The organism is Pedobacter sp. AC379 (genome assembly GCF_979258145.1).
In genome coordinates, this window is record NZ_OZ409839.1 from 5,582,390 (window position 1) to 5,598,502 (window position 16,113).

Sequence of the window (16,113 nt, forward strand, 5' to 3'; positions counted from 1 at the left end):
AAATCCTGGGTGTTTTAATCAATTATAATTACTGAACACGCAATTATTTAACTGTTGCTGTTAATACCTGATAGGTATTGGCGCTAAAATAGCCCAGTGCATTATTGGAAATGTTTGAAGTTGGATTGGCTGGTGTAGTGCCCTGGTTTGGCCCACGGTTAGATTGCTGACTCAGCGCATACCAATAATCGAAAATGTTGGTATCAATACATTCCATTTCTATCTTTATCTTATCGTTAGAATTTAGCTCGTCGCTATCATGATCATTAGTTGGCGGTTTAAAAAACAATTGAATTCTAAGTTCATTCCCATTTGTTAAACGATCGTTATTAACGTAAAAACGTTCTGATAAAATATCATTTACATAAAGGTTAAAGTGATAAAAATTGGTTTCGTTAACCGGATCTTTCAAAAATACTGCGGCAGTTTTACGTTCCCTGCCAAAGAAAAAGTTCTTAATCACTCCAATAGAATCCACTTTTACCACGTTCGGCATTTTCGAACTTGCAGTATAAGTTTGTCCTTCTGAAGTAACATTTAAATTGTAGGTAACCCCTGGAACTCCCCGCATCCTGTTGATGTAAGTACCGGCTATTGCACCTTCTTTAAAAACATAATTATTCCCTTTACTATCCGTTACGGTAACACTTGCCCCCGAAACTTTTGGAAAAACGTTTGCTTCTGTATAGCCGATGGTTTTGCTGATCTTAATCTGCTGATCGATCAGTTGATCATTAATCTTGCCTTCGATAACAATCTGTGGATCGGCATTTTCGGTATCAATAGAGATAATTTTCTTGCAAGATGTTAAACATAAGGTAAACAGCGAAAAATATATAATCAGTTTTTTCATGCGCTTAAAATTTAAAGTTCCAGGTAATTGAAGGAATAAGGCCAAACAATGAAGTTTGCTGGGCAGCCGTTTTACCCGGATTATCCGGATCGGTAATAAACTCAATGGAATAAGGGTTTTTTCTGGCCAAAACATTATAAATACCAAAATTCCAGCTCGATTGATATTTTTTACCCGGTTTGCCTTCTAAAGTTGCACTAACATCCAAACGCATGTTATAAGGCATACGGCCTGCATTTCTTTCGGTATAATAATAGGCCATTTGGCCACCAATGCTGTATTTACCTGCGGGATAGGTAACTGCATTACCGGTGCTGTATATAAAACTTGAAGAGAAAGTCCAGCGTTTAGTCATGTTGTAAATACCCACTACTGAAATATCATGGGTCCTATCCTGCCTTGCCGGAAAATAATTACCATTATTAAGTTCAGTAAACTTACGTTCGGTACGTGATAAGGTATAACCTACCCAACCGTTCAGTTTTCCAAATTTCTTTTTAAAAAACAGCTCCAGGCCATAAGCCCTGCCTACTCCGTATAAAAGTTCGGATTCTACATTCGAATTGGCCAACAATTCTGCTGCATTTTTGTAATCAATCTGGTTTTGAAGCCATTTATAGTAAATCTCACCCGAAAGCTCATAATTGTTATCCTGAATATTTTTAAAATAACCCAAAGCAACCTGATCGGCAATTTCGGGCTTTATATTCGTACTGCTTAAAACATATTGATCGGTTGGTGAGCTTGATGTTGCATTGGTTAAAATGTGTACATTTTGCGTATTGCGGTTATAAGAAGCTTTGATTGAATTTTCTTCATTAAAGAGATAACTTACCGAAAAACGGGGCTCGAGGTTAAAGTAGTTTTTATGGAATTTTCCTTTGGCTACATTTTCGGTCGATAGGGTATTTCCATCTGCATCGTAGGTACTAAAATTACCTGGGCCCATTAAAGAAAAAGCAGCCAGGCGCACACCATATAAAAAGTTTAAATGTTCGTTTACCGCCCATTCATCTGAAATGTAAGCAGCAGATTCTATACCGTAACGCCTTTCTTGTGTAAGTGAATTAACCTGCGAAGCTTCATCGCTATCAATATCTATAGGCGAAATGCGGTGTTGTGTGGCATTTATACCAAATCTTAAGGTGTGTTTATTGCTGAAATACTGAAAATCTTCTTTAAAGTTAAAATCCCTGACCAATGAGGTTGCTTTAAAGTTAGTGGCATCGTTTAACAACCTTACGGTATAATTGTAGTTATTATAAATTAATGATGTATTGGAAAATAAACGGTCGCTAAAAATATGATTTAACCTGATGGTGGTGGTTACATTGCCCCAATTGTTTTCGAACAGATCTTTAACACCAATGTTATCCTTGCCAAAATAGCCGGAAATATAAATGGTATTTTTATCATTGATTTTATAATTCGCCTTGGCATTGATATCATAAAAATTTAAGGTACTGCCATTTACAGACGAATCGGGCGACGACCTCAAAAACAAGTCGATATACGTTCTGCGGAAACTCACCATAAAAGAACCCCTATCTTTAACAATCGGTCCTTCTGCCTTTATGCGCGAGGCAATTAATCCGATCCCGCCCTGAAATTTAAATTCCTTATTGTTGCCATCATCCATTTTTACATCTAAAACAGATGATAAACGACCACCATACTGTGCCGGCATACCGCCTTTGTACAAGCTTACATCTTTAATTGCATCAGCATTAAAGGTTGAAAAAAAGCCAAGCAAGTGCGAGGAATTGTAAACCACTGCTTCATCCAAAATAATTAAATTCTGATCGGCAGCACCACCACGTACATAAAATCCGGTATTGCCCTCGCCGCCTGATTTTACACCAGGCAGCAGCTGAATGGTTTTTAAAATATCCTTTTCGCCCAATAATACGGGAATGGAATTTAGCGACTTCATATCAATCCGCTCCAGCCCCATTTGTGCACTTTTAACATTTTCATTTTTACGGTTATTTGCATTTACCGTTACCTCGGCCAAATCGATTGCACTTTTTAATTCTTCGTTAAGCTTGGTATCTTTATTTAAATCAATGGTTTTAACAATGGCTGTATAGCCTGTATAACTTACTGTAACAGTATAAGTTCCTTCTGGTTGGGTTAAGGCAAAATACCCGTAATTATTGGTTAGGGTTGCTGCTGTAGATGCTCCAATAATTTTTACCGTTGCTCCAATAAGCGTTTCGCCTGAGCTGGCATCACGGATGGTACCACTGAGGGTAAATTTATTTTGAGCAAAAGTAGCAGATGTGATGAGGACGAGAAAAAATAACGCTAAGTAGTGTTTTATGAGCATATTGGCTACTATCTAATTTATAAGGTCGAAACCAAATGTACGAATTCCAAGCCCTTTTAACAGATAATGGGCAATTTCTTCATACAAACGGGTTTATTTACTTTATAACGGGATAAATTGCAATATGGTGTGAGCGCAACATATAAGCACTTAAATGATCTTTACCAGCCTGCTGAAAACTGATTAATTTTGATGATTCTTTGGGCATATGGCAATCGATGCAATTGCTGGTGAGTGATCCTTTTGCAAGGGTAGCCTGGCTATGCCGGGTTGTTTGATGGCAGTTGATGCAACGTTGAGAATAAATGGCCAAATTGCCTTTAATATTTTCGTGTGTGCTGTGGCACGATTGGCAGGTCATGGTTTCACTTTTCTGATAACAGTTACTCCCCTTTAACATGGCACTCTGGTTACCATGTACATCGATACCGCCACCACCAAATCCAACAAAATCCTGCGAATAATAGGCATCCAGGTCATCACCAGGTTTAAAAACAAATACCGATCGTTGTGCTACCAAAGTATTGCCTGAATGGCATACTCCGCAAACATCCATTTTTTGCTTGCGGGAAAGTGTTTTAAAAATGCTGATGAATTTTGCCGTCTTTTCTTCCGGGTTTTCCATATGAAATACCACATGTTGTTTACCCGGGCCGTGGCAACGCTCACAATCTATTCCATAAATTACAGATCCTTTTTCCATTTGTTCTTCTTTGGAAAAAGCAGATTCCTGCTTGATTTTTACATCTACATAAGAGGCATGGCACTCCAAACAGCGGCTTGTAATTGCCCTATCGTAGTAAAATGTATTTTTAGGAAAGCCCGGACTAATGGCCCAGTTCTGGATAGCAGAGAAATAAGATAAAGGTAATTCGTATAACTTATTCCCAATCCAATAACCATAGGTATACGCTTTTTCGCCAGATCCGAATTGAATATCAAATTTTTGGGCACGTACTGCTTTGTTATTCTGATAAGCTACCTGAAAAATGCCACTATCTCTTTTCTCTATAACTACTTTTTGATGTTCATCAAATAAAAAGCGGTTAGAATCGGGTGAAAAAATTTTCAATAAGGCAGCATCAACAACGGGTTTAGATGTTAAACCATGTGCATTATGCGCAAAAGACTGCGCTAAATCTTTATGGCATTTTACGCATGTAGCTGCTCCGGCATAGGCTTCGCCCCTAATATCAGGTGGTAATTTATCAGCAGCATTCATACATCGCGAAAGGATTAGGATTACAACAGCAAGAGCCCCTAAAATAAACAGGATACGTTTCGCGCCTTTCACTAGATGTGCTTTATTACTTTATAAACTGAATATAACTAAAATTATAGCCTCCAACCTCTGCCAGCACCTTTATTTTTTGCTTTCCTGCTTTTAAGGCGATATTTTTAAGTTCAAAAGTTGCAAACTTCTTACTATCGCCGGTATTTGGTACAGCAATATCTTTCGCTATAGTATTGCCATCAATTGCAATGGTTAATTTGCCTGCAGCATGATCTGCTGCTGTATTAATTTTAAGTGTGTAAGTTCCTTTTTGTGCAACATTTACCGTGTATTGTAACCACTCTCCTTTTTCGATATGGTTTACATAATACTTTTCGTACTGTGCTGAATCTTTTGCAATATCTACCCCATCATTACGGTAACTGCGGCCACGGTTTCCGGCAGTACGTTTCCCTGTTGAAGTATGGTAATCGGCAGTATCGGTGTCAGAATAAGCAAAACCATTTCTACCAAGATCGTAATCTACCGCATAAACAATGCTTTTATTTTTAATTAAATTGGCTTTAAAAGGTTTGGTTCCGTTACTAAAAGGCTGGCGGATCATCGCATCAATTACATCATGGTGGATGATTGTATTCTCTAAACGCGAATAAATAGCAAGTTCCATTAAGCCACTGTACACATTGCTATCTTTAGGTTTGTTGCCTCCATTATTTAGGTATTTCACCAATGCATCATAATTGGGGTTCGATTTAATCTCCATTGGGTTATTGCTGCCGATCTTTTTTAATGGCCACCAAGACCAGCCAATGTTATTTTTTTCTAAAAGGCTAATGGCATCAGTAAACCAAACGTTAGAATTTTCGCCTGTTTCGCCCAGCCAAACCGGAACATTTTGCTCATCTCTGGCTTTGATAATATGTGCAATGGAAGCCTGATCGTTATAATTCCAATACTTGTGGAAACTTAAAACCATATTTTTATCCCAAAGCGGGAAAACACCATTATAATTATTGCCCCAGCCATTTCCTTCTATAATAATGATGTGCTTTTGATCAACCTCGCGAATGGCTTTGGTAATTTCAACCATCAGTTTCCGCAATGGTGCATTTACTTTTTCTTTCGTGCCATTTTTATCTTCTTCAGGGTTTGAGAAACCATAATTGGGTTCGTTCAGAATGTCGTATGCGCCAATGTAACGTTCATTTTTATACCGTTCGGCCAGTTTTTTCCATAAGGCAATCGTTTTTTGCTGATTGGCTTCACTATCCCATAAATACGGTTTTGAAGGATCGCGGTCTGCAATATTTAAATCGTTCCCTTGTCCGCCAGGTGCGGCATGCAGATCCAAAATGAGGTACATTTTATTCGCCTTACACCAGGCCAACAAGCTATCGGTTAAGGCAAAACCTTTATCGAGCCAGGTATTTTTGCCTGCAACAGGTTCTTTGTCAGCCGGTAATGTATATAAATTATAGTGCATGGGCAATCGGATGGAATTAAATCCCCAGCGTTTTATCGAATCTACATCAATTTTGCGCATGTGGTTAGCTAGCCAGGCATCGTAAAACTCCTGCGTTTGCTTAGGCCCCATTAGTTCTTCTATCCTTTCGCGGATTCGGTATTGCTGCGCCTCTTTGTTAATTTTGAGCATATAACCTTCTTGCAACATCCAACCGCCTAAACCAAAACCACGGAGCAAAACATTCTCTCCTTTTTCATTGACTATTTTTTTGCCATCGGCCTTTAAAAACCCCTGACAAAACCCTGTAAACGAAATGGCGCTGAGCAGAAAAGTATATATTATTGATTTTATAAAAGACATAAAATTTAGGTTAGGTTTTAGATAATTACCACACATAGGTTGCTATAGCTCCTTTATCAAGTGCTGCCACAATGGTTTTGCCCTTAAAGCCGATATTAAACAATGCCACGTTTTTACCACTATTGGCTACAATTAAAACGTGTTTTCCATCAGGTGTTTTAAAGGCAACATTTGGTAAATCGCTTAAATCGTTAGTGGCAATACGAACAGCACCCGGCCGCACAAATTTAGATGCATGTGCAATGGAATAATAAGCCAGGTTTCTACTGTATGCATCTTTATTAATGGTTACCGCACCCTGGCACATGGAGCAGCCTCCTCTATCGGTGTAGGGTTTATTTTCGGGGTCGGCAGCCAGATTCCATTCCAATACATTTTTACTCCAGTTACGGGTAGCACCAATAATTAAACGCTTAACGGGGTTCACAATTTTAATGTCTGTAGCATCTGGCTGTTCAACCACCATTTGTTCTGAAAAGTAAATGTTTTTATCAGGATGGGCATTGTGTACATCGGTTAAAGCTTCAATTTTTCCTCCATACAAATGAAACGCAGAACCATCGATATACTTTTTGGCTTCAGGATCATCTAAAATCGTAATCGGGTAATCGGGCCGGTCGGCATTATGATCGTATACCAGAATTTTGGTTTTAATATTTGCTTTTGCAAATGCCGGACCGAGAAATTTCTTTACAAAAAGTGCCTGATCTGGTGCAACCATTAACAAGCTTGGGTTATTGCCAGGGTGTAAAGGTTCGTTTTGAACGGTTATTGCATCGATAGGAATGTCCTCTTTTTGCATTTCCTGTACATAACGGACAAAATATTTAGCGTAAGCATCATAATAAGCTGGCTTTAACATGCCTCCACGGGCATCATAAGCGGTTTTCATCCATAAGGGGGGAGACCATGGTGAACCCATAATTTTCAATTTTGGGTTTATCGCCAGGATTTCCTTCATTACCGGAATTACATCCACTTTATCGGGGCCGAGGTCGAATTTGGCCTGTGTTAAATCAGTTTGTCCTTCGGGAAGATCGTTGTAAGAAAATACTTTTTCATTTAAATCTGATGCGCCAATACTCAACCGGATATAACTCACGCCGATGTTGTTCCCATCTACAGCAAAAAGTTCTTTCAATAATGCAGCTCTTGCCGGTGCCGACATTTTAATAATATGCTGTGCACTGCCTCCGGTTAAAGCGTAACCAAAGCCATCAATGGTTTGATAAGTTTCCTTTTCATTAATTAAAATAGTTGGGTTATCATTTTTAACGGTTTTAAAACTTAAGCCTGCTGCCTGTTTGGCAAATAGTACAGATCGATCTGCCTTGGTGAGCCAAACCTCTGCCTGGCTCTGGGCAACAGCACAAAGGGAAGAGCAGGTGAAAATAAAAGCAATAAATAGGTGTAGCGGTTTGGAATGAAGCATAGGTAAACTAATGATCAGATTAAAAAAACAGGAAGAAAGACGCTGCTTCCTTCCTGTTAACAATTAAACTTAAGCGTATGTAATAGATGAGCAACTATTTTGTTCCGCCATATTCTTTGTTCTGCTCTATTTTAGTATTGGCAAGTTCGGACTGCGGAATCGGGAAAATTTCATTTCTACCTGCTTTAAAGCCTTTATAAGCCAGTACGGTTGCTGCTTTGCCCCAACGTACCAAATCAAGGAAACGATGGCCTTCACCGGCAAGTTCGAGCCTTCTTTCTTTCATAATATTATCAAGCGTTACTGCAATCGGACTTAGCCCCACACGTGCACGCACTGCATTAAATAACTGGTAAGCACGGCTACCCGCACCCACCGGAGCACCGCTAGCCAATAATGCCTCTGCCTCTAAAAGATAGGTATCAGCTAAACGGATTTCGTAAGAATCCTGAGGGAAATTCAGTTCTGTTTGACCAGTTGGTGCTTTATCGGAAACCCTTCCAATGGTTTTTTCCAGAAAGTATCCTGTATTTTGATATCCCTTTTCATAAGTAGCAATTCCGTTCTTTTCTAAGCTGTCTAAATTGGCAACAGTTGCTTTATTACGTGGATCGAAATGAATAAAATCAAAGAATTCTTTGGTGAATAACAAAAAGCTGTAACCAGAATAATAATCAGGAGCACCCGCCCCAGGTTTATAACCACGCGGACCAACAATAATGTTTAACAGATTCCCTTCTGATGCACCGGCATCGCCCCATCCGCCATTAGAGGAGTTTGCATGTACAATTTCTAAAATCGATTCTGAGTTGAACTTATTTGCCACTTTAAACAAATCTCCGAAATTAGGTAAAAGCTTATAACCGTAAACTGCATTCATTTGACCTGGTGTGGTACCATTCACAATAGCAAACTGCTCTGCTGCCTGGGCATTTTTTCCTTGTTGCAAATAAACTTTCCCTAACATAGCTTGTGCAGCCCCTTTTGTAATACGGCCGCCATCTGTTTTGGCTACTATAGTATTGGGTAAGTTAGGAATAGCCTCGGTTAAATCTTTTTCAATTAATGCATATACATCTGTTGCAGGCACCTGAAGAACGTTGTAAATATCTTTAGGATCAACTGCAGAAGTTAGTAAAGGTATATTTTTGAAAAAGCGTACTAAATCAAAATAAAAGATAGCCCGTAAGGTTTTTGCTTCTGCTATATAACTATTTTTGGTTGTAACATCCATGCTGATGTTACCCACCTTTGATAGAAAAATATTTGCCCTAAAAATACCGGCATAGCCTTTATTCCATAAATAGCCTTGTGGCCCGGTTGTAGAATTTAAGGTGAAGTTATTAACCACCTGAAGATCGTTAATATCTGAAGGACCACCACCACCAGCAATCTGATCATCTGATGCGGCATCCATGATGGCAACCTTATCATACAAACCACCAGCTTGAGCTCCGAACCTATCATAAATAGAAATCAATGCTGCTTTCGCTTCAGCAGGGGTTTTATAATAGTTATCTAAAAGTATACGTTCTTGTGGATTGATTTCTAAATATTTTTTACAACCAGCGAACAACTGAAACCCTGCCAGGATTACGATTGCATATGTTATTTTTCTTTTCATTATAATTTAATTAAAAATTAGCATTAACACCAAATACGAATGATCTTGCTTGTGGGTATAAACCTCTATCAATACTAAAAGCATTACCACTATTGTTAGATCCCAATTCCGGATCATAACCACTATATTTTGTAGCCGTAAATAAATTTTCGGATAAAACATATACCCTGAATTTTTGAAGACCAATTTTACCTACGATATTTTTAGGCAGGGTGTAACCGATTTGAAAGGTTCTTAACCTGAAATAATCGCCCTTTTCTAAATACAGGGAAGAAAATTTTGTAAGGTTTTTATTTGGGTCTTTATCAGTTATTCTTGGTTGCGTGGTTGATGGGTTGGATGGTGTCCAACGGTCTAACCTGCTGGTTTGATAATTGGCATTCGGTATATCCAAGCGTCTTAAGCCCTGAAAAATCATATTACCTGCAACTCCACTACCAAAGGCCGTTAGATCCCAGCTTTTATAAGATAAATTCAGTGTAATGCCGTAAGTAAATTTTGGCAAGCCGTTACCGATAAAATCCCTGTCGTTAACATCAATTACCTCATCATTATTTAGGTTGGCGAACTTAACATCGCCGGGTTTTGCCAATGGCTGAAGAATTGTTCCGTTTGGACCTTTGTAAGCATTAATTTCATCCTGGGTTTGAAATATACCCTGGTTGATATAACCATAAAACTCGTTATACGAATGCCCGATCTGCGTACGTGTAATATTGCCTAAAGTTTGGAAAGTGGCCTGACTGTCGTCTATAAAGTTAACACCCGGACTTAATTTATCGATCCTGTTTTTCAAGAACGATCCATTTCCGCTGATACCGAAATTAACCTCACCAATTTTTTTGCGATAGCTAAGTTCAAACTCGAAGCCAGAGTTAGACATATCTGCAATATTTGCTGCCGGACTACCGCTACCAATGTACCCAGGTACTGGCGGGTTCTGTAAAATACCTACAGTTTTCTTTTTATACCAATCTAAAACCAAACTTACGTTCTGAAATAAGGTTGCATCGATACCAATGTTGGTTTGCCTGGTTTCTTCCCATTTTAAATCAGGGTTTGCAGATGCCGCAGGGCTGTAGCCTATATTTACTGTATTTTCGTTGCCGAAAGTATAGTTTCTGCCACTGGCTACAAGAGGTACGTATGCAAAATCGCCAATACCATCATTACCTGTTACACCATAACTTCCGCGAATTTTCAAGAAATTAACAATGTTATTTTGTGGAAAAAAGTCTTCTTTTGTTGGTACCCAACCTATTTGGCCAGATGGGAAATAACCATATTTATTATTCGCACCAAAACGCGAAGATCCATCCCGTCTGATTAAAGCTGAGAATAAATATTTCTCTTTATAATCATAAGTTAAACGAGAAAATAAAGAGAACACTTTATGGTCGGTACCTTCACTGCCATCAGAAGTTCTATTTGCAGCAACAGGCTTGAACCTCATCGAAGCTGAGTAGAAATCCTGCGCCGGCACATCGTAAAATGTGGTACTTACACTACGGCTAAAACCATCACTGTAAGATCCCTGGCCTAATAACAAACTTAAATTATGGTTACCCAATGCACGTGTATAAGAAACGGTGTTTTCTAAGTTATAGGTAATTACATAATTGATATTTCTGGCAAACTGGGTTCTATTATTGGAAGTAGATGAGTTTAAATAATAAATTGGATTAAAACCATCGCCACCGTAAAATGCCAGTTTAGATCCTAAGGTAGAACGGAAGCGTAAGCCTTTAATTGGTTCTGCTTCTAAAAATGCGTTACCAACAATATTATGGTCCCAGTCATAATTGCCAATTCTCCTTCTGATATCGCCTAATGGATTTGTGATTTCTTGCGCTACCCTTGTAGAAATGCCATAAGGGTTTCCATTCGGATCTCTAAATACCGGTAATGGATAACTGTTATACGTAGCTGCAGCTGTTGGATCGGTAATAATTGCGGGTGTAATGGGATCTAAATTTATAGCCGAACTTAATGGCCCTCCAAATTCACTGTTGGTATTTCCTATACCGTTGGTAATTGCGTGGCTATAGCCTAAATTTTCGCCAATAGTTAACCATTTATACAACTTATGCTGAGAATTAATCCGAATGTTTGCCCTGTTATATTTAGAAATTTCAGTAGCAACAATACCATCAACCTTAAAATAACCGAACGATAAATAAAAAGTCGATTTATCATTACCTCCATTTATAGAAACTTCATGGTTTTGACGGGCTGCACTGTTATTGAAAACGTAAGATTGCCAGTCGGTTCCTTCGCCTAAAGCGGCAGGGTTAGCATATGGCAGGGTAAACACTACACCAGGGCCAGGGACAAAATCGTTTGTATATGCCTCATTTCTGAGTGTGGCATACTCTGTAGCATTTAGTAAATCTAATTTCTTAGCCGCTTTTGCTTCTCCATAATATCCATTGTAGCTTAAACTTATTTTACCATTTTTACCTTTCTTAGTGGTTACAATGATAACGCCTGATGCCGCACGTGCACCATAAATTGCTGCCGATGCAGCATCTTTTAGCACCTCGATAGATTCAATATCCGACTGATTAAGATATCCAATCCCACCATTATCAACCACAACACCATCAATTACCCATAAAGGATCATTTTTGCCGCCAAAAGAGGTAAAGCCCCTTATACGCACAGTTGATGCCGAACCTGGCTGGCCTGATTGTGCAGCAACAGTTAACCCTGAAGTTCTACCTTGCAAAGCTTGTTCTAAGCGCGTAGTGGTGGGTTGGTTTTCCAAATCGGCAGCTTTAACACTGGAGATTGCACCAGTTACCACACTTTTCTTTTGTGTGCCGTAACCTACAACAACAACCTCTGTTAAATCTTTTGAACTGGGGGCAAGGGTAATATTTAATTTTCCTCCTGCCGGTACAGTTACAGTTTGGGTAGCCATACCTATTAAGCTAACGGTTAATTTACCACCTACTGGTGCCTGAATGCTAAAATTACCACTGGCATCTGTAGAGGCTGCTTTGCTTGTACCATCAAGCTTAACTGTGGCCCCAGGTAATGGGCTGCCATTTTGTTCTGTTACTTTTCCTGTAACGGGAATATCTTGCGCCAGTAAAGCCGCCGGAAATGCCAAGATACAGTAAATGAAGAATACGAATGTAAATCTTCCTCTCATAGAAATTAGTTTTAAGTTAATATTTGGTTAGTTAGTGATCGCGGCTTGGGTGGCCGTGTTTCATAAATCAAATCTATGGTGGCGCGTAATAATTGCAGCATTTGCTGCTACTACACGAACCATACAGAAGCCCTCAATTAACTCAAAATAAAGAAAAACAGACCTACATAAGCCCTACAACGAGAATCAAAATCACTGGAAATCAGTTAATTAATATATACAGGCAGAAAATGTTTCAATTGTAACAAAAACATCGATTTAAGGCGTTTTTTGACGCGCAATATCAATCAGAAACTCATATAAATTGGTTTCGGGTTTAAGTTGGAGTTTCTTTCTTAACCGATATCGGCCAACTTCGATGGCTTTAATGGTAACATTCATCAATTGCGCCATTTCTTTCGAAGATAAATTCATGGATAAATAGGCACAAAACTTTAAATCGTTCTGACTTAAATCAGGGTAAAGATCTTTTAACTTGTTAAAAAATTCGGTGTTTACATGGTTAAAGTGCACACTCAAATGATCCAGTTCCTGATCCTTTTTTTCTACATCTCTAATCAGCCTGATCAAATGCCTGAAACTTGGTGAACTTTCATTAATATCGTGGTTTTTAATTACCGCAGATATAACCTCTTTTATCTTCGCAAGCACTTTACCCCGTTGCACCAAATGCATCGTCATGGTAGAAAGTTCTTTGTTTTTATAATTTACATCGGCTTCTAACTTTTCGTTCTGCAGCCTTACAATTTCCTTTTCGTTCCTATCCAGTTCCAGCTGGTGGAGGTAGCTCATGCGGTCTTGCTCTTTAATGTGTTTCCGTTTTTGCCACTTAATTAACAGTCTGATGAGCAGCACAATTAAAATCAGGTAAAAAATCTTCATCCAAATGGTATTGTACCAGGCCGGTAATACTACAAAAGTATAGGCCACTACCGCCGATTCGTTGCCAACATCCGTTCGTGCTTTAATGTTAAAAGTATATTTGCCGGCGGGTAAATTGGTGTAATCTTTTTCGCTTTTTATGCCCCATGCAGACCACTCGCTATCGAAGCCCACCAGCTGATAGCTAAATTTTGTATTCTTATCGTGCTCAAAAAGTGTAGAAGCATATTCGAAATGAATGGAGTTTAAGCTGTTAACGTATTCTGGTATCTCCTTTTGATCTTGTTTATCAGAAATTATTCCTTTACTTACAAAGTAGCCGCCAAATACCAAACTATCTTTATTGCCAAGCAGTTTAATTTGGCCGAGTGTTACAACAGGTTTAATAATATTTTTGATGTATTTATCATAATTAATGTGGTAAGCACCTTTATTGGCCCCTATGAAAATGTTTTTGCTATCGAGCGCATAAATAGATTCAAAACCGCCTACAACTTTGCCATCCAGTTCGGGCAAATAATATACAGTAAAGGGGTTTGATCCGGATGGATGTTTAAAATCGATTACCCCTACCTTTTTATTGCTTACAAACCACACATTGCCATCGCCATCTTCTTTCATATATTGAACCGATATATGGTTTATGGCGTTGGCAAGCAATTTAAAACGCACAAATTTCTGTGCACTTTCATCATATTCATATACTCCATCGGCTGTTGCAATAACTACCCTGTTTTTGATATGGAAAACATAATTATAGAGCTTTGATGGTAAGCCGTTTTTTTCGGTATATAACGTGGTATGGAGCACATGCTGATGATCGGGTTGCAATTCTATTTTATATACACCATGATAGGGGTGTGATGCCCAAATGCGATCTGGATTGTTATTATCAGCCACAATAAAGCGTAAAGTTTCGGCAATGCCGCCAATTTTGCCTGCATTGCTAAAACGGGAGTTGTTGTAAACAATTTTTTGTAACCCTGCATAAGTTCCGGCAATAAGCTCTTTACTGGGGTAAATATTATCAGGTGTTTGGTACATCCAAGTACCGATTAAGCTATAAATTGGCCTGGCTACATTATCTTCAACCAGTAGCGTACCATCTTCATGGGCCATTAACAGCTGGCTGTTAATCTCATCAAGGCCCCAAACCTGGCCTTTGGTGTTGTTTACTTCTTCAAAACTGGCAGGCGAATAGCTCAAATCCTGTTCTTGGGCACTAACCTTGGTTCGGTACAGGCCATTTGATGTACCGATGTAAACAGATTGCTTAAATTTTCTGAAAGCATAACTGGTAATCTGTTTATTGCGGTCGGGAAAAATATTTTTAACAGCACTGTTAATGGCTACATAGGCTATGCCATCATCAAGCGCAAGCCACATATTTTTATCACGATCAATTAAAATTCCCCTAACATTGTTGTTCTGCAAACCTTCCCTGTAATTGTATTTTTGAACGAGTTCACCTTTCCTGTTCATAATATATACCCCACCAGATGTGGTGGCAACGCCATACAGATTGGCACTGATCTGATTGGCAAAATAAATCCTGTTATTTAAAAAAACCTGATCCAGATTTGTTTTAAAGGGTATCAACTGGTGATTAACTACTAAAAAGAACCCCTTTTTCAATACAGAAATCAATAATGTATCGCCAGCATATGGCAACACAGCTGTAATAGATGAGCGGTTTAAAATACTGTCGCTACAAAAGGGTTTCCACATTTCGTGCTCGTAAAGCAGTAAACCCGAATCAGAAGATTGCGAAAATATTTTGTTGTTAGCCATTCCCATAAACAGCCAGGTAGTATTGGTTTTATAACTTTTTATTACACCATCTTTATAATGTAAAATGGCATGTATCGATCTGAAGAATACCTCGTTGTGTATAATGGAAACACCCCAGATATCGGCCAGTTTTCGCATATTTTCTGGCAGCAGGTTTAATAAAGAAGTATATTTTAATACACCCTGTGCATTTGGGTAAAAGTAGCCAAACTCATCCTGCCCGCCTACATAAATGCGGTTTTTAGAATCGATACCTACTGAGCGTACCGAGGTATAATTGGGCAACCTAAAGAGGTTCCAATACCGGCCGTTAAAAGTGAGCAAACCCTCGTTATTGCCAAAATAAAGTATCCCATTTTTATCCTGCTCTACATCCCAATTCTGTATGCCAGCGTTATACTGTTCGTTGTTGTAATTTACAATTTGCGGAATACCCAATAAATCCTGGGCATGCACATTACAGAATATTAGTAAAAATATGATCGCAAGTAGAAGTTTATTCATCTGGTTAGGGAAGGATGATTTTGAACGCAATAATAAATATATAATTTTAATTCTGATTAATGTTGCTTACATCCGATCATATCGATTTAATGGATCATCTTTTCAGCATATCAGTTATATAATGAACATTATATTTTGCTTTGTTGTACTAATAAGAATTGAAAAGATATGTATATAAGTAAATTGATTATTACAGCTTAGATGGTGAGGATTAACTGGTTAGTTTTTGGGAGCGGAATGTCAGTAGTAATAGGTTTGGTCCTGTCCCGCTTTTACTGCAAGTCCTCACTCGTGCTTCGCTCCGGGCTTTCCGTGCAATCGGGGCTAATTAACATTGGGCAGTGCAAGTAGAAAACTGATGCTTATTGCGCCTGAGCAGAGGTGTTTTTATAATTGTTATATGGTTAAGCCTGACCAGCTGGTAGACTTGTTAGTAAATTGATTATTACAGCTTAAGTGGTGAAGATTAACTGGTTAGTTTT

8 protein-coding genes are annotated in these 16,113 nt (G+C 38.6%); all 8 read right to left on the reverse strand.

Features of this window, described 5'->3' with window-relative positions:
- Positions 1 to 43: 43 nt before the first annotated feature.
- On the reverse strand, positions 44 to 853 hold the full coding sequence (locus ACZZZW_RS24050; RefSeq protein ID WP_055903151.1) for a DUF4249 domain-containing protein: 810 nt from the start codon (positions 851 to 853) through the stop codon (positions 44 to 46).
- Between the two features lie 4 nt (positions 854 to 857).
- Positions 858 to 3,182, reverse strand: coding sequence for a TonB-dependent receptor (locus ACZZZW_RS24055; RefSeq protein ID WP_055903153.1), 2,325 nt, complete (start codon positions 3,180 to 3,182; stop codon positions 858 to 860).
- A 97-nt stretch (positions 3,183 to 3,279) separates the two neighbouring features.
- On the reverse strand, positions 3,280 to 4,404 hold the full coding sequence (locus ACZZZW_RS24060; protein ID WP_463497269.1) for a multiheme c-type cytochrome: 1,125 nt from the start codon (positions 4,402 to 4,404) through the stop codon (positions 3,280 to 3,282).
- An 85-nt stretch (positions 4,405 to 4,489) separates the two neighbouring features.
- On the reverse strand, positions 4,490 to 6,241 hold the full coding sequence (locus ACZZZW_RS24065) for a cellulase family glycosylhydrolase (RefSeq protein ID WP_055903296.1): 1,752 nt from the start codon (positions 6,239 to 6,241) through the stop codon (positions 4,490 to 4,492).
- Positions 6,242 to 6,266: 25 nt separating this feature from the next.
- Entirely contained in the window at positions 6,267 to 7,673 is a 1,407-nt protein-coding gene (locus tag ACZZZW_RS24070) for a glycoside hydrolase family 30 protein (protein ID WP_463497272.1), read from the reverse strand.
- Between the two features lie 94 nt (positions 7,674 to 7,767).
- Entirely contained in the window at positions 7,768 to 9,297 is a 1,530-nt protein-coding gene (locus tag ACZZZW_RS24075) for a RagB/SusD family nutrient uptake outer membrane protein (protein WP_055903157.1), read from the reverse strand.
- Positions 9,298 to 9,307: 10 nt separating this feature from the next.
- Positions 9,308 to 12,454, reverse strand: a complete 3,147-nt coding sequence (locus tag ACZZZW_RS24080; protein ID WP_463497276.1) for a SusC/RagA family TonB-linked outer membrane protein — start codon at positions 12,452 to 12,454, stop codon at positions 9,308 to 9,310.
- 258 nt (positions 12,455 to 12,712) lie between these two features.
- On the reverse strand, positions 12,713 to 15,631 hold the full coding sequence (locus tag ACZZZW_RS24085) for a triple tyrosine motif-containing protein (protein WP_463497279.1): 2,919 nt from the start codon (positions 15,629 to 15,631) through the stop codon (positions 12,713 to 12,715).
- Positions 15,632 to 16,113: the final 482 nt, after the last annotated feature.

Excerpts from the sequence above, each read along its gene's own strand:
- ACZZZW_RS24050 (WP_055903151.1), bottom strand. The coding sequence starts at position 853 with ATGAAAAAACTGATTATATATTTTTCGCTGTTTACCTTATGTTTAACA.
- ACZZZW_RS24055 (WP_055903153.1), bottom strand. The coding sequence starts at position 3,182 with ATGCTCATAAAACACTACTTAGCGTTATTTTTTCTCGTCCTCATCACA.
- ACZZZW_RS24060 (WP_463497269.1), bottom strand. The coding sequence starts at position 4,404 with ATGAATGCTGCTGATAAATTACCACCTGATATTAGGGGCGAAGCCTAT.
- ACZZZW_RS24065 (WP_055903296.1), bottom strand. The coding sequence starts at position 6,241 with ATGTCTTTTATAAAATCAATAATATATACTTTTCTGCTCAGCGCCATT.
- ACZZZW_RS24070 (WP_463497272.1), bottom strand. The coding sequence starts at position 7,673 with ATGCTTCATTCCAAACCGCTACACCTATTTATTGCTTTTATTTTCACC.
- ACZZZW_RS24075 (WP_055903157.1), bottom strand. The coding sequence starts at position 9,297 with ATGAAAAGAAAAATAACATATGCAATCGTAATCCTGGCAGGGTTTCAG.
- ACZZZW_RS24080 (WP_463497276.1), bottom strand. The coding sequence starts at position 12,454 with ATGAGAGGAAGATTTACATTCGTATTCTTCATTTACTGTATCTTGGCA.
- ACZZZW_RS24085 (WP_463497279.1), bottom strand. The coding sequence starts at position 15,631 with ATGAATAAACTTCTACTTGCGATCATATTTTTACTAATATTCTGTAAT.